The 24644-nt window shown below is 59.5% G+C and carries 21 protein-coding genes and 1 riboswitch; of the genes, 16 read left to right on the top strand and 5 right to left on the bottom strand.

Going from position 1 to position 24644, the window contains the following annotated elements; genetic code table 11:
- Nucleotides 1-55: 55 nt before the first annotated feature.
- The 8 genes from flgF to mgtE all read left to right on the top strand — a co-directional run bounded on the left by flgF (nt 56) and on the right by mgtE (nt 9629).
- Entirely contained in the window at nt 56-802 is a 747-nt protein-coding gene (flgF, locus tag GWQ22_RS07845; protein WP_275929954.1) for a flagellar basal-body rod protein FlgF, read from the top strand.
- 14 nt (nt 803-816) lie between these two features.
- A complete protein-coding gene (gene flgG, locus GWQ22_RS07840; protein ID WP_042036440.1) occupies nt 817-1605 on the top strand; it encodes a flagellar basal-body rod protein FlgG in 789 nt (262 codons plus the stop codon).
- Nucleotides 1606-1665: 60 nt separating this feature from the next.
- A complete protein-coding gene (gene flgH, locus GWQ22_RS07835; RefSeq protein WP_108536316.1) occupies nt 1666-2337 on the top strand; it encodes a flagellar basal body L-ring protein FlgH in 672 nt (223 codons plus the stop codon).
- Nucleotides 2338-2345: 8 nt separating this feature from the next.
- Nucleotides 2346-3443 carry a flagellar basal body P-ring protein FlgI gene (locus GWQ22_RS07830; RefSeq protein ID WP_042036444.1) on the top strand — a complete coding sequence of 366 codons (1098 nt, stop codon included), beginning with the start codon at nt 2346-2348 and terminating at the stop codon, nt 3441-3443.
- 43 nt (nt 3444-3486) lie between these two features.
- A complete protein-coding gene (gene flgJ, locus GWQ22_RS07825) occupies nt 3487-4560 on the top strand; it encodes a flagellar assembly peptidoglycan hydrolase FlgJ (protein ID WP_275929953.1) in 1074 nt (357 codons plus the stop codon).
- Nucleotides 4561-4563: 3 nt separating this feature from the next.
- Nucleotides 4564-6561: a flagellar basal body rod C-terminal domain-containing protein gene (locus GWQ22_RS07820; protein ID WP_275929952.1), complete on the top strand. Its 1998-nt coding sequence runs from the start codon at nt 4564-4566 to the stop codon at nt 6559-6561.
- Between the two features lie 4 nt (nt 6562-6565).
- The gene (flgL, locus tag GWQ22_RS07815; protein WP_275929951.1) at nt 6566-7774 is read left to right on the top strand and encodes a flagellar hook-associated protein FlgL; all 1209 of its coding nucleotides are present in this window, start codon (nt 6566-6568) and stop codon (nt 7772-7774) included.
- Between the two features lie 219 nt (nt 7775-7993).
- A riboswitch (M-box (ykoK) riboswitch) is annotated at nt 7994-8163 on the top strand.
- Between the two features lie 122 nt (nt 8164-8285).
- Nucleotides 8286-9629: a magnesium transporter gene (gene mgtE, locus GWQ22_RS07810; protein ID WP_275929950.1), complete on the top strand. Its 1344-nt coding sequence runs from the start codon at nt 8286-8288 to the stop codon at nt 9627-9629.
- Nucleotides 9630-9711: 82 nt separating this feature from the next.
- On the opposite strand, the gene ppx is transcribed toward mgtE, so the two are convergent.
- From ppx to GWQ22_RS07795, 3 genes are all read right to left on the bottom strand, one after another.
- A complete protein-coding gene (gene ppx / locus GWQ22_RS07805; protein ID WP_275929949.1) occupies nt 9712-11202 on the bottom strand; it encodes an exopolyphosphatase in 1491 nt (496 codons plus the stop codon).
- Nucleotides 11192-13261: a polyphosphate kinase 1 gene (gene ppk1 / locus GWQ22_RS07800; RefSeq protein WP_042036455.1), complete on the bottom strand. Its 2070-nt coding sequence runs from the start codon at nt 13259-13261 to the stop codon at nt 11192-11194. The genes ppx and ppk1 overlap by 11 nt, the downstream gene beginning before the upstream one ends.
- Before the next feature lie 75 nt (nt 13262-13336).
- A complete protein-coding gene (locus GWQ22_RS07795) occupies nt 13337-13849 on the bottom strand; it encodes an ACT domain-containing protein (protein ID WP_042036456.1) in 513 nt (170 codons plus the stop codon).
- A 189-nt stretch (nt 13850-14038) separates the two neighbouring features.
- On the opposite strand from GWQ22_RS07795, the gene GWQ22_RS07790 reads away from it, so the two are divergent.
- The 5 genes from GWQ22_RS07790 (at nt 14039) to GWQ22_RS07770 (ending at nt 19982) form a co-directional block, all read left to right on the top strand.
- On the top strand, nt 14039-14914 hold the full coding sequence (locus tag GWQ22_RS07790; protein ID WP_275929948.1) for a DUF2726 domain-containing protein: 876 nt from the start codon (nt 14039-14041) through the stop codon (nt 14912-14914).
- 265 nt (nt 14915-15179) lie between these two features.
- The gene (locus GWQ22_RS07785) at nt 15180-16601 is read left to right on the top strand and encodes a sigma-54 dependent transcriptional regulator (RefSeq protein ID WP_275929947.1); all 1422 of its coding nucleotides are present in this window, start codon (nt 15180-15182) and stop codon (nt 16599-16601) included.
- A 106-nt stretch (nt 16602-16707) separates the two neighbouring features.
- Nucleotides 16708-17742 (top strand): sensor histidine kinase, encoded by a 1035-nt coding sequence (locus tag GWQ22_RS07780; protein ID WP_108537396.1) that lies wholly within the window; start codon nt 16708-16710, stop codon nt 17740-17742.
- Entirely contained in the window at nt 17739-19082 is a 1344-nt protein-coding gene (locus GWQ22_RS07775; protein WP_275929946.1) for a sigma-54 dependent transcriptional regulator, read from the top strand. Before GWQ22_RS07780 ends, GWQ22_RS07775 begins: the two co-directional genes overlap by 4 nt.
- Before the next feature lie 138 nt (nt 19083-19220).
- Nucleotides 19221-19982: a Nif3-like dinuclear metal center hexameric protein gene (locus GWQ22_RS07770; RefSeq protein ID WP_042036465.1), complete on the top strand. Its 762-nt coding sequence runs from the start codon at nt 19221-19223 to the stop codon at nt 19980-19982.
- A 118-nt stretch (nt 19983-20100) separates the two neighbouring features.
- Here GWQ22_RS07770 and purN read toward each other — a convergent pair whose 3' ends face one another.
- Together purN and purM are read right to left on the bottom strand one after the other, a co-directional pair.
- Nucleotides 20101-20739 (bottom strand): phosphoribosylglycinamide formyltransferase, encoded by a 639-nt coding sequence (gene purN, locus GWQ22_RS07765; RefSeq protein ID WP_275929945.1) that lies wholly within the window; start codon nt 20737-20739, stop codon nt 20101-20103.
- 8 nt (nt 20740-20747) lie between these two features.
- Entirely contained in the window at nt 20748-21785 is a 1038-nt protein-coding gene (gene purM, locus GWQ22_RS07760) for a phosphoribosylformylglycinamidine cyclo-ligase (protein ID WP_042036471.1), read from the bottom strand.
- Between the two features lie 175 nt (nt 21786-21960).
- On the opposite strand from purM, the gene upp reads away from it, so the two are divergent.
- The 3 genes from upp (at nt 21961) to hda (ending at nt 24559) form a co-directional block, all read left to right on the top strand.
- Nucleotides 21961-22587 (top strand): uracil phosphoribosyltransferase, encoded by a 627-nt coding sequence (gene upp, locus GWQ22_RS07755; RefSeq protein ID WP_212514474.1) that lies wholly within the window; start codon nt 21961-21963, stop codon nt 22585-22587.
- A gap of 147 nt (nt 22588-22734) precedes the next feature.
- Nucleotides 22735-23754 (top strand): DUF2066 domain-containing protein, encoded by a 1020-nt coding sequence (locus GWQ22_RS07750; protein ID WP_275929944.1) that lies wholly within the window; start codon nt 22735-22737, stop codon nt 23752-23754.
- 103 nt (nt 23755-23857) lie between these two features.
- Nucleotides 23858-24559: a DnaA inactivator Hda gene (gene hda / locus GWQ22_RS07745; RefSeq protein WP_041998276.1), complete on the top strand. Its 702-nt coding sequence runs from the start codon at nt 23858-23860 to the stop codon at nt 24557-24559.
- The last annotated feature ends 85 nt before the right edge of the window (nt 24560-24644 follow it).

Below are 24644 nucleotides of genomic sequence, written 5' to 3'. Positions count from 1 at the left end.
TTGGCACTCAAATTGCAGTTATCTCTCCAGAGTCATCAGTTTGACGGAGGATCCCATGGATCACCTGCTTTACATCGCCATGTCCGGGGCCAAGGAGAACATGCACAGCCTGGCTGTGCGTGGCAACAACCTGGCCAATGCCAACACTATCGGCTTCAAGTCTGACTTCGAGCAGGCGCGTAGCATGCAGGCGTTTGGCGAAGGGCTGCCATCCCGGGTGTTCGCCATGACGGAGCGGCCGGGTCAGAACCTGCAGCATGGCATGCTGATGACCACGGGTCGGGATCTTGACGTGGCCGTTGACGGTCAGGGCTGGATCGCGGTGCAGGATCCCAATGGGGGCGAAGCCTATACCCGGATGGGCAACTTGCAGCTGAGTGCGACCGGCAACCTGCAGACCTCTACCGGTCTCAATGTCGTGGACGATGGTGGCCAACCTATCGTGCTGCAGTTACCGATGGAAAAGATCGAGATCAATCGGGATGGCACCATTAGCGGTCGTCCCGAAGGTGCCGCGGCCAACTTGCCCGAAGATTTCCAGCGTATCAAGCTGGTAAAGCCTGCCGCCGATGCGGTGGAGAAGGGGCCGGATGGTTTATTTCGTCGCAAGGATGGCCAGAATGAAGCCGCCTCGGCCAATGTCGGCCTCATCGCCGGCTCGCTCGAGGGCAGCAACGTCAACGTGGTCGATGAGATGACCAACCTTATCCGGTTGCAACGTCAGTTCGAAACCCAGGTCAAAATAATGAAGACCGCGGAAGAGAACGACGAAGCTCAAACCCAGCTGCTGCGTATCAGCTAATCAAGGAGTTTTAAATGAACCCTGCACTCTGGATCAGCAAGACCGGCTTGGATGCACAGCAGACCAACATTGCGGTCACCTCGAACAACCTGGCGAACGCCAGCACCGTGGGCTTCAAAAAGTCACGGGCCATCTTCGAGGATCTGCTTTACCAAAATATCAACCAACCGGGTGGCCGTTCGTCGGCGGATACCGAGCTCCCTTCCGGCTTGATGCTGGGTGCCGGTGCCAAGGTTGTTGCCACCCAGAAAAACCATAGCCAGGGCAACGTACAGACCACGGACAACTCGCTGGATCTGATGATCAGCGGCCGCGGCTACTTCGAAATCCAGTTGCCTGATGGCAGCGCCGCCTACACCCGCAACGGTCAGTTCACCCTCAATGATGAAGGGACTATCGTCACCCCGGGCAATGGCTACCCGCTGCAACCCGAAATCCAGATCCCCGAGAACAGCGAGAGTGTGACAGTGGGAGAGGATGGTCAGGTATCCGTCAAGCTCAAGGGGGATGGCGCATCCCAGGTGGTGGGCCAGATCAACACCTCTGACTTCGTCAACGCCTCTGGCCTGCAACCCATGGGTGAAAACATGTTTGTCGAGACCCAGTCCAGTGGTGCTCCCATTCAAGGAACTGCCGGAGCGGACGGGCTCGGCGTCATCAAGCAGGGCATGCTGGAAACGTCCAACGTCAACGTGACTGAAGAGCTGGTCAACCTGATCCAGGCCCAGCGGGTCTACGAGATGAACTCCAAGGTTCTCTCGGCGGTGGACGGCATGATGTCCTTCCTGATCCAGCGTACGTAAGTGGGTGGTGGACACCATGAACTCATGTTTGGTCTCGCGCACATCGGTAGGAGGTGCATGATGAAAACCATATGGATGCTGGGGCTGGTGGCGCTGGGTGGCTGCAGCAGTACCCTCAACACCGCCAAGCCGGATGACCCCGAGTTTTCCCCTGTATACGGGGAATCGGAGTCTGTCTCCGTCAGACCGACCGGTGCCATTTTTCAACCGGATCAGGCCAACAGCATCTATTCGGACATCAAGGCGCACAGGGTGGGTGACATCATCACCATAGAGCTGGCCGAGTCGACCTCGGCCTCCAAGAAGGCCAATACCCAGAGCGGCAAGGACAATAAGCTGAACATGGAGCCTGTCATCCTGGGCGGTGTCCCGGTCACGGCTGGTGCTTATGATCTGTCGGCGTCCCTGGGCCAGAACAGCGCTTTCAAGGGGCAGGCCAAGGCGGATCAGAGCAACAGCCTGCAGGGCAATATCTCGGTCAGCGTGGCCAAGGTGTTGCCCAATGGCAACCTGCTCGTGCGTGGCGAGAAGTGGATCATGCTCAACAATGGCAACGAATATATCCGGATCACCGGCATGATCCGCCCCGAAGATGTGACGGCCGAGAACAGCGTGTCGTCACAGCGGGTCGCCAATGCCCGCATCCATTACGGCGGTACCGGCGATCTGGCCAACAGTCAGGAGCAGGGGTGGCTTACCAGCTTTTTCAATGGCCCCTGGTGGCCGCTCTAGGAGATGTTATGAAGTCACTCCGTCTTGTGACCCTGATCTGCTGCCTGATGCCCTTGGGAATGGCCCACGCCTCCCGTATCAAGGACATCAGCTCGGTGGAAGGAGTACGGAACAACCAGCTGATAGGCTACGGTCTGGTCGTTGGCTTGCCCGGTACCGGCGAGAGGAACAGCGCCTTCACCGAGCAGACCTTCCGCACCATGCTCAACAACTTCGGTATCAAGGTGCCGGACAACATCAGGCCCAAGATCAAGGACGTGGCGCCTGTGGCTATTCATGCAGAGTTGCCTCCGTTCGCCAAGCCTGGCCAGACCATAGACGTGACGGTATCGGCCATCGGCGAGGCCAAGAGCCTGCGGGGTGGCACCCTGCTGCAAAGCTTCATGAAAGGGCTGGACGGGCGTGTCTATGCGGTGGCGCAAGGCAGTCTGGTGGTGGGGGGGCTGGGCGCTGAAGGGGCCGATGGCTCCAAGGTGGTGATCAATACGCCGACGGTGGGCCGTATCGCCAACGGCGCGACTGTGGAGCGGGAGGTACCGAACTCCTTTAGTCAGGGGGATACCATCACCTTCAACCTCAATCGCCCCGATTTCACCACGGCCCGCCGGCTGGCGGACGTGGTCAACGATCTGGTGGGCCCCAACACGGCGCAGGCGCTCGATGCGACCTCGGTCAAGGTCTATGCACCGCGGGATCCGGGGCAGCGAGTCTCCTACCTCGCCACCATCGAAAATCTGGAAGTAGACCCGGCCAGCGAGGCGGCCAAGATCATCGTCAACTCCCGTACCGGCACCATTGTCATCGGCAGTCAGGTGCGGCTCAAACCGGCGGCCATCAGCCACGGCGGGCTGACGGTGACCATAGCCGAGAATCAGCAGGTGTCACAGCCCAACCCGCTCTCTGACGGCCAGACGGTGGTGACCAACAACTCCACCATCAATGTGCAGCAGGAGCAGGGACGCATGTTCAAGCTCGATACCGGTGCGACCCTGGATGATCTGGTGAGAGCGGTGAATCAGGTCGGGGTGGCGCCCGGCGATCTGATGGCGATCCTGGAGGCGTTGCAACAGGCGGGCGCTATCGAAGGTCAGCTGGTCATACTGTAACAAGCGGCAAGGGGTTGCCACGGGCGGCAATGAGGTAAGCAAAATGGCAGAATTTGACACCAACAGCGGCGTGAATATGGGGATGGTGCAGGATATCAAGAACCTGGACCGCCTGCGCCAGCTGAGCCAGAGCAAAGAGGGCAAGGCCGAGGCGCTCATGGCCGCCTCTCGCCAGTTCGAGTCCATCTTCACCCAGACCCTGTTTCAGGGCATGCGTCAGGCCAACCAGGCCTTGACTCAGGACAACCCCATGAACAGCAGCTACACCCAGTTCTACGAGGGTATGCTGGATGAACAGCGGGTCGCCGACATGACCAGCAAGGGAGGGATGGGGCTGGCCGAGATGGTGGCCAAGCAACTCTCACCCGAGACCTTTACCCGTCACGATGGACGTGTGCTCAAGATGCCGCAGCGTACCGAACGGGTCTACAAACCCTACCAGCCCCCCACCTCTGGCCCAAACGTTCTCATCTCCGCCTCAAAAGTTGGCAAAGATTTTGCTAACAAAGAGATGCGTGCCGATGCCCAGCCGCTGGCTGTGCCGCATCGCCCCCGTCGCACGGTTCCCCCCATGGGGCCCGCGCAGGGGGCCAAGGCGCTGGACAGGACGGCGCAAGTGTTTGAAACCCCGGAAGAGTTCGTTAATCGCCTGATGCCACTTGCCAAGAAGGCGGCGGACAAGTTGGGGCTGAGCCCGGCGGTGCTGGTGGCCCAGGCGGCGCTGGAAAGCGGCTGGGGCAAACGGGTGATCAAGGACGGAGAAGGGCAGGTGACCCACAATCTGTTCGGCATCAAGGCCGATCCGCGTTGGGAAGGCCCCAAGGCGGTGGTCAACACCCTGGAATATGAGCAAGGGGTAGCCTCGCGCCAGAAGGCATCGTTTCGCTCTTACGAGTCGTTCGAGGAGAGCTTCAACGACTATGTCGATTTCCTGACCTCGGGGTCTCGCTACAAGGGGGCCCTGACCAAAGTGGACAGCCCGGACCGTTACTTCGAGGCCTTGCAACAGGCCGGATATGCGACGGATCCCCAGTACGCCAGGAAACTGAAACAGGTATTGCGCAGTGATGCCATTGCCGGCTACTCCGCTACCAACCACACAGAAATGGAGCTGTAAGTCATGGCAAGCGATCTGCTTGGAATTGGTACCTCGGGTGTGATGGCACAGCAGCGACTGCTGCAGACCACCAGTAACAACATAGTGAACGTCAATAGCCAGGGCTATGTGCGTGAACGAACCCTGATCTATACCAGTTCCGTCGGTCTGGGCACGGGCGACATGCTGACCGAGCGGGTCATCAATGCCTATGCTCAGGGCGAAGTGCGGCGTGACACCTCAGCCTATTTTGCCTCGGCGACCCGCTACGAGCAGCTCTCCAATACCGATACCCTGCTGGGGGACACCAGCAACAGCGTCGGGACGGCCATCACCTCCTATTTCAAGGCGTTTCATACCGCCAACGAGGCGCCGGCCGATATTGCCGGCCGCAAGATCACCCTGAGCGAGCTCAGCGGCATGGTTAACCGCTTTCATACCCTGTCGTCCCAGCTGGACAAGCAGACCGACACCATTAACACCACCATAGGTGACGAGACCCAGCGGGTGAATGGCCTCATCAACAGCATCAACGATCTGAACCAGGCCATCATCCGTACTCAGGGCTCGCCGGAAGAGAACCTGATGCTGTCCGATCAGCGGGATGAAGCCATCCGCCAGCTTTCCGAGAAGATGGAGATCCGCACCGTGCCCCAGGCCAATGGCAGCGTGCTGATCAATATGAGCACGGGTCACTCCCTGGTGCTCAATAGCGGGGTGGCCCAGTTCAGCGTCGTGCCGGGTGATCCTGATCCCCGCGAATCCGAGCTGCAGCTGATCGCGGGGACCAACAAGACCCGCATTAACGAGAGCAGCATTGGTGGCGGCGTGGGGGGCTTGTTCTCCGCTCGTCGTGATCTGGAGCCGGCCAAGCGCGAACTGGGTCAGTTGGCCGCGGCCATGGCCGATGCCATGAACCAGCAGAACCGGCTGGGCATGGATCTGGATAACGAGTTGGGGGGGGATCTCTTCTCCCTTGGTGTCAGCGATGGCCTGCCTTATGAAAAAAACACAGGCACAGGTGCTGCCAAGGTCAATTTCGTGCCTGGTAAAGGCAGTGAAGTAACCACCTTCGATTACGAGATACAGTTCAGCAGCGCCACAGGTTATGAGGTGTTCTCCCTCGACAAGGATGGCAATCGTACCTCGCTGGCGACCGGTACCACGCCCCCGGCCAAGTTTCAGCTCCCGGGCCATGGTATCGAGATTGATCTGTCCGGCACGCCGGCGGCAGGGGATCGCATCCTGCTGCAGCCGACCAAGCGGGCCGCCGCCAGCTTGGGGCAGCTTGTCACCCGTCCCGAGGATCTGGCGCTGGCATCCCCCCTCAAGGCGGACAAGAACAAGAACAACAACGGCTCTGCCGAGATCAAGTTCAACGGCATTTTCAACACCAGCACGGGCTCGGGTTTTGGTACCAACACCCTGGATCCGACTGCACCCCAGGTGGTGAAAGTCGACGACAGCGGTAACTACAAGGTCTATGACGGGAACAACAACCTCCTCGGGGTCGCGCCGGCTTCCAGCAAGGGCCAGAACCTGATGGCTGCCATCGAGAGCCCGCTGGGAGGACCCAAGGTGTATGCGAACCCGACCCAGACTCCCGGCTACGAGTTCAGCATTACCGGCTCGGTAGCCGCCAACGACAGCTTCACCCTGAGCTATAACAAAAATGGTTTTGCCGATAACGCCAATGGCTTGGCGCTGGCTGAGCTGCAGAACAAGGATCTGGTGCGCAAGAGCACTAATACCGGCACAAGCAATGACAAGATGACCTTCAACGAGGCCTATTCCGGTCTGGTGACCGGGGTGGGTATCAGCACCAGCCAGGCCAAGACGCTGCTCAAGGCCAACGAGGCAAAATTGACCCAGAGTACCAATATTTTCGAGAGCGTCTCCGGTGTAAGCCTCGAGGAAGAGGCGGCCAATCTGATCCGTTTCCAGCAGTCTTATGCGGCATCGGCCCAGGTGGTCAGTACGGCCAAGACCATCTTCGACACCCTGTTGTCATCAGTGAGGTAAGTTCATGCGTATTACCACCAACATGGTTTATAACCGGAATATCTCCTCCCTGAATAACGCCAATGAAAGATTGAGCACGGCTTATGAACAGCTGCAGAGTGGAGATAAATTCAAGACGTCGGGAGAAGATCCCTCCGGCATGAGCCAGAAGATGGCACTGACCAAGGAGATAGATCTGTTCAAGCAGTATGGCGTGAATGGCAGCTTGCTTGAGAACAGCCTGGGCCATGCAGAGACAGTGCTGACCGCGCTCAATAACGCCATGACCAGTGCCCAGACCCTGATCCAGAAGGCCAACAACTCGGCGGTGGAGTCAGATGATCGCAAGGCGATCGCCAGCGAGCTGGAAGGCTTGCAAAAGCAGATGTTCGATCTGATGAACAGCAAGAACTCCCAGGGCGAATTCATTTTTGGTGGCAACCAGAGCAAGACCCAGCCCTTCATCAAGGATGCCAGCGGCAATTACGTCTTTCAGGGGGATACAGGCCAGCGCAATATCCAGGTCTCTCCGACGGTGCAAATCGCGGCCAATGATTCCGGCTTCAATCTGTTTGAAATGGTGCCAACCCGCAGGACCAGCAGTGCGGGCAGCGCCAATATTCAGGTCAGGGTGGCCGATCAGGGTAACTTCGACAACTTTCATCGCATCAACTTTGACCCCGCCCTGGCCAGCAACCAATACACGGTGACCACAGCGGCGGGGGCTCCTGATACCTATGAGATAAGGGATAGCGGCGGCGCCCTGCTGCAAAGCGGTGACTATGTGGCAGGTAACCAGATCCCCTTCAATGGTCTGGAGTTGACCCTGGATCTGCCCGCAGGGGGCGCCGCGCAAAACTTTGTGCTGGACTCGCCCCAGAACAACAACATTCTGGATGGTATGTCCGATTTCATTACGGCTTTGCGTGATCCCACTATGTCGGCAGACGATTTTCAGGTGAAGGTAGCGGATGCCACTGCCCACATGAAAAATGCCCGACTGAATGTCGATAAGGGGCTGGGTGAAATTGGCGGCAGGTTGAACAGCCTGGAGCAGGTACTGGGTTCGAACGAGGGTCTGAGTACCCTCAATCAGCAGGTCAGGGCCAAGGTTTCCGAGGCTGACTTGTATGAGGTCATTGCTGCATTGTCCAAAGAGGATGCAGCCTTGAGTGCCTCCCAGCTCTCCTTCAGCAAAATAAGCAAGCTGACCCTGTTTGACTATATTCGTTGATATTTTCCCCCGCTGTTCAGCGCATTTCGGGACGCGATGAACAGGGGGCATCCAGATCTTGTTTGCCCAGCCATGATATATCCTCGTTTAAATCCTCTTTTTTCTCCAATTGTAACAAGCTGTTGCAATGGGCTATTTAACCCTCACTGTCGGGTTGACTCACACTGCGCATTCGATAATCATGCGGCCCGCACAACAGAGGGTTGTGCTGATTTTTTTGCAGCATCTCGTTAGGCGAGGCTCCTGTATAAACAAAGGCCACTGATCTCACGACGTCGAGAGACGCCCAAGCTCAGGACAGTTTTCATCGGATTAAGGTGTAAACCCAAGTGGCTTCCGGCATGCCGGATACGTTATACAGTGCTAAAGCTGGTACGTGGGGATGATGACACGCCGGACGGCGTCATTTCCTGCCTATTACTCGTCAATCAAATTGCTGTTTTCTTTCAGACAGCGACCGGATATCCGATCGCGCTCAGGCCCTGCCTGAAATCACATGAGATCATTTGTGATGAAGAAAACACAGACTCTACTCAATCGTCATCAACTGCTCGATCTGGCCGCCCTGCAGGGCTGGCTGGAGAATAATCTGGATCCGGTTCAGCGTGCCGATCAACTGCTGACCCTGCGTCCGGAAGAGCTCAACTGCATCTTCGATACCCTGCCCATTGTCGAGGGGGTGGCGCTACTCAACTCGTTGTCGGCCGAGTGTGCCGGACGTCTGCTGATGCGGTTGCACGCCAGCATAGTCGGTCTGTTGCAAGGGGCCATGCCCCGGCGCGACATGCTGGACATACTGCGTCGGCTCGGTAGTAGCGATCGCACCATGCTGCTCTCCCGCTTTCCGGAGCCGGTGCAGTCCACCTTCTACTCACTGCTCGACTGGCCGACCGAATCGGTTGGAGCCAATATGCGCCATGAATTTTTGGCCATCGGCGATCAGGATACGGTGGGCAGTGCCAAGCAGCTGATCCACGATGCCTGGGACAACGCCCAGTTATTCCAGCACCTCTACGTGGTCAACACCGAGCATCGTCTGCTCGGCAGCATAGCGCTCAAATCCTTGTTGATAGCGGATCCTCTGCTGCCGGTCAGCGAGCTGATGGACAGGGATACGGTGCGCATCAACGCCCGGGCGGATCAGGAGCTGGCGGCACGCCTGCTGATCGACCGTGACATCTCGACCTTGCCGGTGGAGGAGCAGGGCAAGCTGGTGGGTATCTTCCATGTGGATGATGCCGCCGACATCCTGGAGCTTGAATCCACAGAGGATGCCGAGATGCAGGGTGGTTCCTCGCCGCTCGATACTCCCTATCTGCAGGCGACCCCCTGGCAACTGTGGCGTAAACGGGTGGGCTGGCTGCTCATCCTGTTTGTGGCGGAGGCCTATACCGGCACAGTGCTGCGGGCGTTCGAAGAGCAGCTGGAAGCCGCCATCGCGTTGGCCTTCTTTATCCCGTTGCTCATCGGTACTGGCGGTAACAGTGGCACCCAGATCACCACCACCATAGTGCGCGCCATGGCAGTCGGTGAGGTGAGTCTGCGCAACCTTGGCACTGTGCTGAAAAAGGAGCTCTCCACCGGTCTGCTTATCTCGGGGGCCATTGCCATGGCGGCCTGGGTGCGGGCATGGAGTCTGGGCGTCGGCCCCGAGATTGGCATGGTGGTGACCTTTACCATCATCGCCATCGTGCTGTGGAGCGCCACAGTTGCATCCATTATCCCCATGGTGCTGCGCCGCTTTGGCATCGACCCTGCAGTGGTGTCCGCCCCCTTCATCGCCACCCTGGTGGATGGTACCGGTCTCATCATCTACTTCGAGATGGCCAAGTGGTTGCTGCCCGAGTTGCAGTAACCCGCACCTGACGCGGATGAGTCAAATAGCAAAAAGGCAGCCTGGGCTGCCTTTTTGCCTGTCTGCCTGCCAAAGAGGCGGGTCAGCTCAGCTGAAACAGCAGCGGCCAGCCTTGCTCCTGGCAATAACGGTGCTCTTTCTCCAGGTTCTGCATCAGCAGGCGGTTCTCGTCGCACCAATCGATCGGCAGGGTGACCACCAGCTGATCTTCGGCTGCTTGCACGTTCCATTTTGGCAACAAATTGTCCTGACGCCTGTGGTGCGCCGCCACGGCGAGGCGCAGGATACGAATGCAACGCAGCACAGTTTGCGTGTCATGGTTGGGCAGGGGAGGGAGCTCGGAGAGCTTGAGCCCCTTGCGCTGAAACCTTACCAGGGCTGCCAGCAGGGCCTGATCGTCCTGGGTGAAGCCGGGCAAATCCGTGTTCTGCAATATATAGGCGGAGTGGCGCTGGATGCCGCTGTAGTTGATGACCAGCCCAATCTCGTGCAGTCGCGCCGCCCAGCCGAGGATCGCGCGATAGGGCTCCTCCGGCATTTGCCAGGGGCCGCTAAGGGCATCGAACAGGGCCAACACACTCTGCTCGACCCGGTTGGCCTGGCGCTTGTCGATGTGATAGTGGGTGGAGAGGGCCAGCGCGGTACGCTCGCGAATGTCGTGGTGCTGCAAGCGCTCCTCGAATTCATACAGCAGCCCTTCGCGCAGGGCACCGTCCGAATACTCCATCCGTTCAATGGGCAGGGAGGTAAAAAGCCCAAGCAGTATGGTCACCGCGGCGGCAAACACCCCCTTGCGCTCCTCGGTCAGGCCAGCGAGCTTCAACTGATCGACCCGCTTGTGGTCGAGCATCTCCTGCTTTAGCCGCTCCAGCCCCGCCAGCGTGATGGCGCCATCGGTCCAGCCTTCTCCTTGCAGCACGTCGCGCACGGCTCGAATCGAGCCGGAGCTGCCAAGGCAACTCTGCCAGCCCAGCTTGCGATACTGGTTGATGATGGGGGCGAGCTGATGCTGGGTCTCCAGCACGGCGCTGTGGAAGGCCTTTTCGTTCAGCTTGCCGTTGGCAAAGAAGCGCTGGGTCAAGCTGACACAGCCCATCTTGCGGCTGGTGAGGGCCTTGTGATCGAAGCCTTCCCCTATGATGAGCTCAGTGCTGCCACCGCCGATATCCACCACCAGCACCTGGCCTTCGATATGCTGGGTATGGGCAACGCCCTGATAGATGAGGCGCGCCTCTTCCTGACCACTGATAATTTCGATGGGGTGGTTGAGCACCTTGGCTGCCTCGCTCACGAATTCGCGGGCGTTGCTGGCGCGGCGCAGGGTATAGGTACCGGCAATGCGGATCTGATCCGGCCTGATATTGGTGAGGCGCTCGGCAAACAGCGACAGGCAGGTAAGGCCGCGGGCCATCGCCTCTGGGCTCATCCGCTTCTGCTCATCCATCCCCTCGGCCAGACGGACCCGCTCCTTGATGCGATCGACGATGCGAAAGCGTCCTTCGCTCAGGTGGGCGATCACCATGTGAAAACTGTTGGATCCGAGATCCACGGCGGCATAGAGACTATTGTCCATTGTTTGACTCGATACGTTTGAGATAGTCGTAAATCGCCACCTGAGAGCGGATCTTGCGGCGGTTGCCCCGCTTCACATACGCATTCTGCTGGTCGGCATCGATCACCCGTGCCTTGCAGGTATCACTCAGTTGTAGTTCGAGAATGTCCATGATGCGCTGCTTGAGGCGCTCATCATAGATGGGGGTTCCCACCTCGATCCGGCCGTCGATGTTGCGGCTCATCCAGTCGGCGCTGGAGATATAGAGCTGGGGGTTGCCCTTGTTGTGGAACACCATGACCCGGGGGTGCTCGAGGAAGCGGTCTATGATGCTTATCACCTTGATGTTGTCACTGAGGCCCGGCACACCCGGGCGCAGGGCGCACATACCACGGATGATCATCTGGATCGGCACCCCGGCCTGGCCGGCGGCATAGAGCCGGTTGATGAGATCCTTGTCCACCAGATTGTTGATCTTGAGGGTGATGCCGCTGGGTTGGCCCGCCTTGGCGTTGGAGAGCTCGTTATCGATGAGTCGATAGAGCTGACGGCGGCTGTTGATGGGGGAGACCAGCAGGTGGTTGAACTTGTAGCGCCGATAGGGGTACTCGATGTATTCGAACACGCCCTCCACCTCGGCGGTGATGTCCGGGTGGCGGGTCAGCAGGGAGAAGTCGGTGTAGATCTTCGCCGTCTTCTCGTTGAAGTTGCCGGTACCGATATGGGCGTAGCGCACCGCCTCGCCATGTTCGTGGCGAGTGATGAGGCAGAGCTTGGAGTGGATCTTGAGGCTCGGCACCCCGAACACCACCTTGACTCCGGCATCGGTGAGAATGTTGGCCCAGTCGATGTTGGCCGCCTCGTCGAAACGGGCGCGCAGCTCGACGACGACGGTCACCTTCTTGCCGTTGTTGGCGGCATCGATGAGGGAGTGGATGATGCGCGACTTCTTGGCGACCCGGTAGATATTGATGCGAATGGCGCTCACTGCCGGATCGAACGCCGCCTGACGCACCAGCTCGGTGAAGTGGTGGAACTTGTGATACGGGTAGTAGAGCAGAATATCCTGCTTGGTAATCGCATCGAAGGCGTTGACGAAACCGTCAAAATCGCGGCAATCGAGGGCAGGTAGCTTGGGGTTTTCCAGATAATCTCGGCCTACGTTGGGGAAGCCGATGAAATCCTTGAAGTTGTGATAGCGCCCGCCCGGCATGATGGCGTCGTAGGAGCTGATCTGCAGTTTGAGCTTGAGGAAGCTTATCATGGCGGCGGGCATCTCCCGCTCGTAGACGAAGCGTACCGGCATGGCGGTGAGGCGCTGCTTCAAACCGTCACTCATCTTGTCCACCAGACTGAGGTCCAGCTGGTCGGAGAGATCATATTCGGCATCCCGGGTCAGTTTGACCGCATAGGCAGCTATCTCGTCGTAGTCGAAGAAGCCCTTGAAGATCTCGTCGAGACAGAAGCGGATGACGTTGTCCAGTATGATGATCTGCTTCTTGCGGCGAGTGCCTTCCGGCGGCAGCTGGAAGAAGCGGGGCAGATCGTCGGTCGGTACTTCCACCAGGGCGTACTGGATCACCTGGCCATTCTTCTTCATTTCTATGGCCAGATAGGTGTGCTCGTCCTTGAGGAACTTGACCGGGTTGACCTCCTTGTTGAGCAGGATCGGGATGATGTGGCGCAGCACCTTCTCCCTGAAAAAGACCCGCAGCCACTGTTGGATAGACTCGGAGATCTGGCTCTCGTTGACCAGAAAGATGTTGTGACGGGCGAGCGCTATCAACAGCTCCTTGTAGGTGTTGTCGAACGCTTCGCCGAGCGCCATCACTTTCTGCTGGATGGCGCGTAGCAACACCTTGGCATCGTCCTCGCCGCCGTGCACTTCGTTGATCAGGATGCGGCGCTTGACGTCCGACACCCGTACCTTGAAGAACTCATCCTGATTGGAGGAGAAGATCCCCAAGAAACGGACCCGCTCTATGAGGGGCACCGTCTTGTCCATTGCCTCTTGCAACACCCGTTCATTGAATGAGAGCCAGCTCAGCTCTTTCTCTTCATACTGCTTGTCGGTGCTCATGTGATGCCTCCGTGGTCAGGTCGCGTCTGCGCGGCAGTAATGGCGTGAAAATATGACAGGGTGATGACCATCCGCTCAGTCGGCGAACGCCTGGTCTATGTCGACCATCAGATCGTCGGAGAGCGACTCCAGCGCGGTGATCAGATCGTCGAGTTCGAGCTGGGGCGGCAGGGCCACCAGGGCATGGGCATAGAAGAGCGGGGCGCCGGAGTGGGGAGCCGGTTCGCAACCCGTGGTGAGGTCGGACACGTTGATGTTGAGCTGGCGCAATATGCTGGCCATTTCACGGACGATACCGGGGCGGTCGTTGCCGGTCACCGTCATCATCACCTGATGGGACGGTTCGGCGGTGGGTGTCCCTTCGGCAAAGCTGATGGTGAGGCCGGGCAGCAGGGCCAGCGCTTCGCACAGGCTGCGGTAGTGCTCCTCGGGCACGGTCACATGGAGGATACCGGCAAACTGTCCCGCCAGCTCGCTCATGGCGCTGCCCAGCCAGTTCCCCTGCTGCCGAGTGATGACATCCGCCAGACTTTCGACTATGCCGGGTTTGTCTGTGCCTATCACGGTCACGACCAATTGCTTTTGCATCCTGCTCTCCTTGGAATTGGGTTTCTGTAGCATTGTGCCTGCTGTGACAGGCCATATGAAGCCCTGCCCGGCGTAAACAGGGTGAAAAACGCAGATTCGGGAGGGGGCTATGTTTCAGCGCTGCCTGCCACTGGGCCCCTGTGGTAGAGTGATACCCCTCTTTTGTTTTGTGAACTGGATAGTGCGCTCATGAATACCCTTGTCGTATCGGGATTGGTGTTGTTGGTGCTGCTCCTGCTGGTGGTCTTCTGGACCCGAGGCAAGAAAGGCAAGCCGTTGCCCTATGATGTGCAGGAGACCCTGTTTAGTCCGGCCGAGCGCGCCTTCCTCGGCGTGCTGGATCTCGCGGTCGGTGACAAGGCCCGGGTGTTTGCCAAGGTGCGGGTGGCCGATGTACTGATCCCGGAGGCGGGCATGGGCAAGAGCAAGTGGCAGCAGGCGTTCAACAAGATCAGCGCCAAGCATCTGGATTACCTGCTCTGCCATCCGGCTGATCTCTCCTTTATCTGTGCCATCGAACTCGATGACAGTTCCCACCGCCAGCAGAAGCGCAGAGCCAGGGACAGCTTCCTCAAGGCCGCGTGCGACAGCGCCGGTTTGCCGCTGCTGCAAATCCCGGCAAGCAGCCACTATGAGGTAGAGGCGGTGCGGGATCTGATCCTGCCGCTGCTGAACAAGACGACCGCACCGCTGGCCGATGATCTGATGCCGGGCGAGCGCCGCGAGCCGACCTTCAGCCCCCTGTTGCTCGATGGCGTCGACACGGAAGAGACCCGTCATGGTGGACGCTCGTCTTCCGGTTCCTCGAGCATGTCGACCGTTACGGCCCCGGTCAGGAGTGCCTTGGTCTCTGCCACAGACAGCGAGTTGGTGGACAACCTGTTTGCCGAGGTGGATGACGAAGAAAAGGATCACTCGCACCAGGCACCTCATTGCCCTCGCTGCGATGCCCCGCTGGTCGAACGGGAGGCCAAAAAAGGGCCTCATGCCGGACGCCTGTTCATGGCTTGCAGTCGCTTCCCCGAGTGCCGCTACGCCACGCCCCACACGAACGCCCGTCACTGACCCTGTCGTCGTTCCCGACCCTGTCATGGGGCCGGGAACGGGTAGTCGATAGTCCCGTCTCTTTATCTTGTTTGTGCCTCCAATCAAAAAAGAGGCGACAAAATTTATTTTATTGCGCAGTGATGTCGATTAACTGAGGTTAAATGCGACAATTTTTGACAATACGTCGGAATTTTGGCACTTTGTTCTTCCTGCATAAAGTGCGTGGCTAGACCACAGAAGCACAATAAAACAATAAGTTACGTCGTTAATAAGAGGGATTCATATGATGGCGATGGGAGTATTGATTGTTGATGCCGATGCGCAGCGGCGTCAACAGTTGGGCACAGTGCTTTCGTTCATGGGGATCCCGTGGCAGGAGATAGTCGAGAGCGAGCTGGATGTTGCCATCGAGTCGTCCGGTCCGCTGCAAGGGGTGCTGGCGGGAGCCTTGACCAGCCGTTCGCTGGATGAGCTGCTGGCCAGCTTCCTTCGCGTGCCCTTCCTGTCCCTGGTAGAGGCTGATTTCCCCAACAGTAATTTCATCGGTGTCGCCGAGGCCCCCTTCACCTACGAATCCCTCACTCGCCATCTGCACTTCTGTCAGGCGTTTGTCTCCCTGCATCCCCGTCAGCAGACTCACGACAAGGGCCAGGCGCTGCTGCGTCTGCTGGTGGGCAAGGGGCGAGGCATTCAGGAAGTGCGCCGTCTCATCAGCCAGGTGGCAGAGACCGAAGCCAACGTGTTGATCCTGGGGGAATCCGGGACCGGCAAGGAGGTGGTAGCCCGCGCCATTCACGAACTTTCTCCCCGCAGTGGGGGCCCCTTCGTGCCCATCAACTGTGGCGCCATTCCGGCCGAATTGCTGGAAAGCGAGCTGTTTGGCCATGAGAAAGGCGCCTTCACCGGCGCCATCGCCGCCCGCCGGGGCCGTTTCGAGCTGGCTCAGGGCGGCACGCTCTTCCTTGACGAGATCGGCGACATGCCCTTGCCGATGCAGGTCAAGTTATTGCGGGTGTTGCAGGAGCGGCTGTTCGATCGGGTGGGTGGCGGTAAGCCCATTCAGGCGGACGTGCGCATCATCGCGGCCACCCACCGGGATCTGGAGGCCATGATCCGCACCCAGGGCTTTCGGGAAGATCTCTACTATCGCCTTAATGTCTTCCCCATAGAGACACCACCGTTGCGGGATCGGGTCGACGACATTCCCTTGTTGCTGCAGGAGCTGCTCAACCGCCATACCGAGCAGCATCAGGGTATGATTCGCCTGACCCAGCGGGCGCTGGAGTCCCTGATGCAGTACCCTTGGCCCGGCAATGTGCGCGAGCTCTCCAACCTGCTGGAGCGACTGCTGATCCTCTACCCGCAGCAGATAGTCGATGTGGCCGATTTGCCGAGCCGCTATCGCCTGCTGCCGTGCGAGCCAAGAGATGAGCGGCTGACCGAGATGGACGAGCGCGACGCATTGGCCGCCGTGTTCCAGGATCCCCAGGCGCTGGATCTCAGTGCAAGTCACTCCCGTGCCATGCAGCTGCCAGAGGAGGGGGTCAATCTCAAGGAGATGCTGGCCGACCTCGAGGTAGAGCTGATCCGTCAGGCCCTGGAGTCCCAGGATGGGGTGGTGGCCCGCGCCGCTGACTTGCTCAGCATGCGTCGTACCACCCTGGTGGAGAAGATGAAAAAATACGGGATGAGCAAGGAAGCATAAGGGTCAAAGCCTTGACGCCTTTGTTCAACGAGTTGATTTTTAACCATAATTTTAGTGGCATGGAAATTGAATAACCTGACCCAATAGCCAGTTTGAGGTCAGCTTTATGACAGCCCAGCAGCAAGTCAACCCACTCCAGTCTCACGAGGTGAGCCAGCTCTACGCCATCTTCACGGCACTGCCGACCGGTGTATTGCTGCTCGATGGCGAGGGTCGCATCACCCGTGCCAACCCCGCCGCCCTGGCGCTGCTGGGGGAGCCGCTGGAGGGTCAGGCCTGGCGCCAGATCATCGCTCGCTGCTTCCAGCCCCGTGAGGATGACGGTCACGAGATCTCCCTGCGCGATGGGCGTCGGGTGCAGCTCTCGACCCAGCCGCTGCCGGATCAACCCGGCCAGTTGGTATTCATCACGGATCTGACCGAAACCCGCAAACTGCAGGACAGAGTCAACCACATGAAGCGGCTGTCTGCCTTGGGCAACATGGCCGCCTCGCTGGCACACCAGATCCGCACACCGCTCTCCGCCGCCATGCTCTATGCGGCCAATCTGGCCAACCGCACCCTCAAGCCCGAGTCGCGCAGCCAGTTCCAACAAAAGCTGATGGCCAGGTTGCAAGACCTGGAAAAACAGATCAACGACATACTGCTGTTCGCCCGCAACGGTGACAATCAGGTGGTGACACCCATTTCGGTCCAGGGATTACTGGCCGAGGTGCAGGCCGGCGCCGAGGCATTTTGCAACCAGCAGGGCTGTGAGCTGCATATAGACGCGCCCGAGCCGGACCTCTGCCTGCTCGCCAACAGCAATGCGCTGGCGGGGGCCATCAACAACCTGATCGCCAACGCCCAGCAGGCGGGTGCCACCTCGCTGTTGGTGAGTGCGGCGCGCAGTGGCGCCCGGGTGGAGATGCGTATTCTCGACAATGGCAAAGGGATGCCCGCCCACCTGCTCAACCAGATTTTCGAACCCTTCTTCACCACCCGCTCCCAGGGCACAGGCCTGGGTCTCGCTGTGGTGCAATCCGTGGTACGTGCCCATCAGGGGGAGGTCAGTGTGGCCTCAGTGCCTGCTGAAGGCACTTGCTTTACCCTGTCGTTCCCCCTGCATCAGCAAGCGGTGCAGCTTGGAGGTGTCGCATGACTCAGGCTCGTATTCTGGTCGTGGAAGATGACAATGGCCTGCGCGAAGCGCTGGTGGATACCCTGTTGCTCGGCGGCTACGAGTGCCGTGAAGCAGACAGCGGCGAGCGCGCCCTGCTGGCGTTATCGCGCCAGAGCTTTGACATGGTGATCTCTGATATCCAGATGGGAGGCATGGATGGCCTGACCCTGCTGGCGAACATTCGCCAGCAATATCCCCAGGTGCCGGTGCTCTTGATGACCGCCTACGCCAATATAGACGGTGCCGTGCGCGCCATGCGCGAAGGCGCCATCGACTACCTCGCCAAGCCGTTTTCGCCCGAGGTGCTGCTCAACCAGGTCAGCCGTTATGTGCCGGCCCAGAAGGTGGAAAAGCGCGCCGTGGTGTACGGGGATCCCAAGACCGCCGAGCTGTTCCAGCTGGCGACCCGGGTAGCGCGCAGCGAAGCCACAGTCATGGTGACAGGCCCGAGCGGAACGGGGAAAGAGGTGCTGGCCCGCTACATTCATGACAACTCCAGCCGCGCCGAACAGACCTTCGTCGCCATCAACTGCGCCGCCATCCCGGAAAACATGCTGGAGGCAACCCTGTTCGGTTATGAGAAGGGGGCCTTTACCGGCGCCGTGCAGGGGTGCCCCGGCAAGTTCGAACAGGCCCAGGGCGGCACCTTGCTGCTCGATGAGATCACCGAGATGGATCTGGGGCTGCAGGCCAAGCTGCTGCGGGTCTTGCAGGAGAAAGAGGTGGAGCGACTCGGCAGCCGCAAGATGATCCCCCTCGATGTGCGGGTCATCGCCACCAGCAACCGGGATCTCAAGAAGGCGGTACAGGACGGCCTGTTCCGCGAGGATCTCTACTACCGTCTCAACGTCTTCCCCTTGCGTTGGACCTCGCTCTGGGAGCGGCCCGGCGACATATTACCGCTGGCGGAACACCTGCTGGCGCTGCATGCCTGTCAGCAAGGGTTGCCGACGCCGCAGCTGGCGGATGAAGCGTGCGAACGCCTGTTGGCTCACCCCTGGCCCGGCAATGTGCGTGAGCTGGACAACGTGGTGCAGCGTGCCCTGATCCTGAGCCCGGATGGACTCATCGGCTGCGAGCACCTGATCCTGGAAGAGGTGGACGAGGAAGCGATCCGCTTCACCGGCGGCGATCGCAGCTGCGGGAGCGAGCATCTGGGCAGCGAGCTCAAGCAGCAGGAGCACCAGATCATCCTCGATACCTTGCAAGACTGTAACGGCAGCCGCAAGGCGGTGGCCGACCGGCTCGGCATCAGCCCGCGCACCCTGCGCTACAAGCTTGCCCAGATGCGAGAGGCGGGGATCGATCTGCCCGCCTGAGTGCTGGGTGAGCATGGCCTGCCAGGGAACTGTCATGGTCTTGGCGGCTTTGCTCGATTATCATGGGGTCCTTGGCGTTTGAGCCTGGCCCCTGCTGTATCGTTGATGCAGGGGACCGAGCCTTTATAAGGGACCCCTATGATCTCTCATCGAAAACTCGAAACCGTACTCAACCATCTACTTGAACCCCACGCCATCAAGGATTACTGCCCCAATGGGTTGCAGGTGGAAGGGCGCGCACGCATTCGCAAGGTGGTGACCGGCGTCACCGCCAGTCAGGCGCTGATCGATGCGGCCGTGGCCCTCGACGCCGATGCCATTCTGGTCCATCACGGTTACTTCTGGAGCGGCGAGCCGGCCCAGATCACCGGCATGAAGCAGCGTCGCCTCAAGACCCTGCTCACTCACGACATCAACCTGTTTGCCTATCATCTACCGCTGGATGTGCATCCCGAGGTGGGTAACAACGCCCAGCTTGCCAAGCTGCTGGACATCAAGGTGCGCCGTGGCCTGGAGCCCTGGAACAGCAAGAGCGTCGCCATGGTGGGCAAGCTGGAAGAGCCGATGAGCGGTCGCGATTTTGCAACGCTCATCGCCGAACGGCTCGGTCGTGAACCCCTTTATTGTGGTGACACAGGCCCCGAGCTTATCCGCTCCGTAGCCTGGTGCACTGGCGGTGGCCAGAGCTATATCAATCTGGCGGCGGAGCAGGGGATCGATGCCTTCATCTCCGGCGAAGCCTCCGAGCAGACCATTCACACCGCCCGCGAGATGGGGATGCACTTCTACGCCGCTGGCCACCACGCCACCGAGCGTTACGGCGTCAAGGCGTTGGGAGAGTGGCTGGCGACCGTGCAGGGGTTGGATGTGACCTTTATCGATATCGACAATCCGGTGTAAGTTCGATTAGCCGCGTAGCGGCGTAATCGGACATGACTGCAGCAATTGTGCGGGTAGCTAGAAATGACAAGGGAGGCCTAAGCCTCCCTTGTCACATGTTGCATGCTGTGCTTGGCGGTTACTCGCAGGCATGACCCGCGGGGCCAAGCTCGATACCGTCCAGCAGGATGGTATCGCCTTGCATTCTCAGCCTTCCCTCGCAGAACCACTGCACCACCAGCGGGTAGATGCTGTGCTCCTGGACCTGCACCCTGGCCGCCACTTCCTCGACATCGTCATCTTCGAAGATGGGGACGCGAGCCTGCAGGATCACCGGGCCACCATCCAACTCTTCGGTGACGAAGTGGACGCTGGCACCGTGCTCGCTATCACCGGCGTCGATGGCGCGCTGGTGAGTGTGCAAGCCCTGATACTTGGGCAGTAGTGACGGGTGGATGTTGACCATCCGCCCTGCGAAGTGACGCACCAGATCGGCACTCAGGATCCGCATAAAGCCGGCCAGTACCACCAGATCCGGCTGATAGTCATCCATCAGCGCCTGCAGGGCGACGTCATACTCCGCCCGGCTGGCAAACTGCTGCTGGGCCAGAATGGCGGTCGCTACCCCGGCCGTTTGCGCACGCACCAAGCCGTAGGCATCGGCCTTGTTGCTGATGACACCGACCACTTCGCCGGCAATCTTGCCGCTGGCGCAATTGTCGAGAATAGCCTGCAGGTTGCTGCCGCTGCCGGAGACAAGCACCAGGATCCGTTTCATTGGGGAGGTCATTTTATGACGACTTGTTCTTCACCATCGGCCGCCTTGGCGATATGGCCGATGTGCCATGCGTTCTCGCCTTCCGCCTTGAGCAGGGTCAGCGCCTTTTCGAGCTGATCCGCAGGCAGGGCGATGATCATGCCGACGCCGCAATTGAAGGTTCGGTACATCTCGTGACGGGTGACGTTGCCAGCTTGCTGCAACCAGCCGAACACCGCCGGCCACTGCCAGCTCTGCTCGTCGATCACCGCCTGGGTATTGGCGGGCAGCACGCGGGGGATGTTCTCCCAGAAGCCGCCGCCCGTGATGTGGGACAGGGCATGGATCTCGCACTCCTTGATCAGCTTGAGCACGGGCTTCACATAGATGCGGGTTGGCTCCAGCAGGGCGTTGGCCAGGGTGGTGTCACCGAGTGGCTGATGAACGTCTGCCTTGGACACTTCCAGGATCTTGCGCACCAGCGAGAAACCGTTGGAGTGGGGGCCGCTGGCAGCCAGGGCGATCAGGGCATCGCCGTCACCGACCTTGCTGCCGTCGATGATCTCGCTCTTCTCCACCACGCCGACGCAGAAACCGGCGATGTCGTAGTCTTCCCCTTCATACATGCCCGGCATCTCGGCGGTTTCACCGCCCACCAGGGCGCAGCCGGATTGCTCGCAGCCAGCACCTATGCCGGTGACCACGGCGGCCGCGGTGTCCACGTCCAGCTTGCCGGTGGCATAGTAGTCGAGGAAGAACAGCGGCTCGGCGCCTTGCACTATCAGGTCATTGACGCACATGGCCACCAGGTCGATACCGACGGTGTCGTGCTTTTTCAGATCGATGGCGAGACGCAGCTTGGTGCCCACACCATCGGTGCCGGAGACCAGTACCGGCTCCTTGTAGCCCGCAGGGATTTGACACAGGGCCCCAAAGCCGCCGAGACCACCAAGGACTTCAGGACGACGAGTGCGCTTTGACACGCCCTTGATACGTTCAACCAGTGCATTGCCAGCATCGATATCTACGCCAGCATCCTTGTAGCTCAGTGAGGTTTTGTCAGTCACGCGTATTCCCCGTCATATAAAGAAGTGGAGGGTAAAATTCGGGGCGTATTCTAACAGTGGCCGGGTAAAAGCAGAAAGGAAATCGTTTGCGCGTTTTTGCGTGGAAAAGCTCTACAAGAGTCGGCTTTTGTTGTATGATTCCGCGATTTTTTTGCGGCAGTTAGAGGAGATAATAATGAAAGTCGTTGAAGTCAAACACCCCCTGGTCAAACACAAGATCGGTCTGATGCGTGAAGGCGATATCAGCACCAAGCGTTTCCGTGAACTGGCCAAAGAAGTGGGCAGTTTGTTGACCTACGAAGCGACCTCTGACTTCGAAACCGAGAAGGTTACCATCGATGGCTGGAACGGGCCAGTGGAAGTTGACCAGATCAAGGGCAAGAAGGTCACCGTCGTGCCTATCCTGCGTGCCGGTCTTGGCATGATGGATGGCGTGCTGGAGCACATGCCGAGCGCCCGCGTCAGCGTGGTCGGTATCTACCGCGATGAAGAGACCCTGCAACCGGTTCCCTATTTCGAGAAAATAGTCAGCAACATCGAAGAGCGTCTGGCACTGGTCATCGATCCCATGTTGGCCACCGGCGGCTCCATGATCGCCACCATCGACCTGCTGAAGAAGAAAGGCTGCCAGTCCATCAAGGTCCTGGTGTTGGTTGCCGCGCCGGAAGGGATCAAGGCGCTGGAAGCTGTGCACCCCGATGTCGAGCTCTACTGCGCCTCCGTCGATCAGGGCCTGAACGAGAAAGGCTATATTGTCCCGGGTCTGGGCGATGCCGGCGACAAGATCTTCGGCACCAAGTAATGCCTGATGACGTGACCACCTTCTCTGTGTGAGGGGTGAGAATGGAGCCGGCGCCTTGCCGGCTCTGCTGTTTATCCCCCTCCAGCTTGCTGCAATGCGCACCTTGCCGCTACCATAAGCACCATCTCCCATTTCGAGACTTTTCTCATGTTAAAACGTGTTGTGACCGCCCTCTGCTGCGGCTTGTCATTCATGGTCTCGGCCGCTCAGGTGACCGATCTCTATCAGGGCAAGGCGCCCACCAGCGGCGACATGGTGGCGGCCCAGTCCCAGGCGCTGGGGGAGGTACTCGTCAAGGTGACCGGCAAGCGGGATATCCTCACCCAGCCGGCCGTGGTCAAGGCGCTGGCCGCTCCAGGCGACTATGTGCAGCACTACGGTTATCAGGACGTGGGACCGGTCAAGTTTCTCAAGGCCGACTTTGACGTCGCCAAGGTCAACGCCCTGATCTCCCAGAGCAAGTTTGCCCTGCTTGGACCAGCGCGGCCTCAAGTGGCCATCTGGCTGGTGATCAATGAGGGAGAACGCCGCCTCCTGCCGGATCAGTCCAGCGATGGCTGGGCCGCCGCGCTGCGTGCCCAGAGCCAGGCCATGGGCTTGCCTGTCAGTATTCCCTTGATGGATCTCGATGACAACATGGCGGTCAATGCCACCGATGTCTGGGGCCGCTTCGCCGACCCCATCCTCAAGGCGAGCCAGCGTTATGGCGCCGAGATGGTGGTGCTGGGCAAGCTGACCCCGGAAGGGGAAACGTGGAACATAGACTGGGGCCTCTATGGACCCAAAGCCGGTGGCGAACAGGCCGAGCTGACCCGCGGTAGTGGCAGCGGCACCCAGGCCGAGGTGGCACAGGGGTTTGCCGATGGGCTGGCGGCCTGGCTGGTGCAAAACTATGGTGCGCGCATCTCGGGTGTCGCCTCCAGCCAAACCCTGGTGGTGGAAGGCTTGTCCGGCATAGACGGCATGATCACGGTGCAGAAGATGCTGCAGGGCATGGCCAGTGTCACCAAGGTGGAGATCGGCCAGCTGGAGGGGGACACGGTCACCTTCAACCTCGCGTTGCAGGGGGATAAGGCTGAGCTCATCCGTGGCCTGCAACTGGAGAGCAGGTTGCGCCAAATTGACGATAATGACAGCGGTTTGCGCTATCAATGGTCGCAGCCCTGATCATTTCTGCTTTGTCTCAACCGCCCGGCCAAGTCCGGGCGGTTCTCTATCTGCCTTTGCGATGATACACTCAGCCACAAATGTCACAGTCAAAGCCCAACGAGTGAAGCAACCGGCCCAACTGTCTTTAGCCGTACAATTACCGGATGATGAAACCTTCGTCAGTTTTTATCCCGGCAACAATGCGCACCTGATCACCGCCCTCAAGAATGCGGCCATCGGTCAGGGAGCGCCTTTCCTCTATTTTTGGGGTGCCAAGGGGTCGGGACGCTCCCACCTGCTGCACGCCACTTGCGCCGAGGTCAACGCCCGCGATGCGGCGGCGGCCTATCTCTCCCTCGATCAGTTCGAACAGCTCGATCCCAGCATGCTCGATGCCCTCGAAAGCCTGCCACTGGTCTGTCTCGACAGTCTCGAAGCAATCGCCGGCAATGCGCTGTGGGAGCGGGCCTTGTTCGATTTCTACAATCGCTGGCAGGAGAAAGGGGAGGGGACGCTGGTGGTCACGGGTTGCAGTGCACCGCGCAAGCTGGGGCTGCAACTGCCGGATCTTGCCTCCCGCCTCGACTGGGGGGTGAGCTTCCACCTCGACGAGCTGGATGATGAAGGCAAGCTCAGTGCCCTGCAGCTGCGTGCCGAGCTGCGGGGCTTCAAATTGCCCATCGACGTGGGCCGCTTCCTGCTCAACCGACTCTCCCGCGACATGCGCACCCTGCTTACCACCCTCAATCAGCTCGATAACGCCTCATTTCGCGCCAAGCGCAAGCTCACCATCCCCTTTGTCAAAGAGATCCTCGAACTCTGAGCCATTGGGTGTGCCTGAGCCGCAGCGGCGCTGATACAACAGACAAAAAGAAACCCCGGCACCTGGCCGGGGTTTTGCTATCTCA

Origin of the sequence: Aeromonas sp. 1HA1 (assembly GCF_029237385.1) — a bacterium.
Lineage (GTDB): Bacteria > Pseudomonadota > Gammaproteobacteria > Enterobacterales > Aeromonadaceae > Aeromonas > Aeromonas popoffii.
The sequence above is the reverse complement of the archived record's forward strand: the minus strand, read 5'-3'. Positions and strand labels throughout refer to the sequence as shown.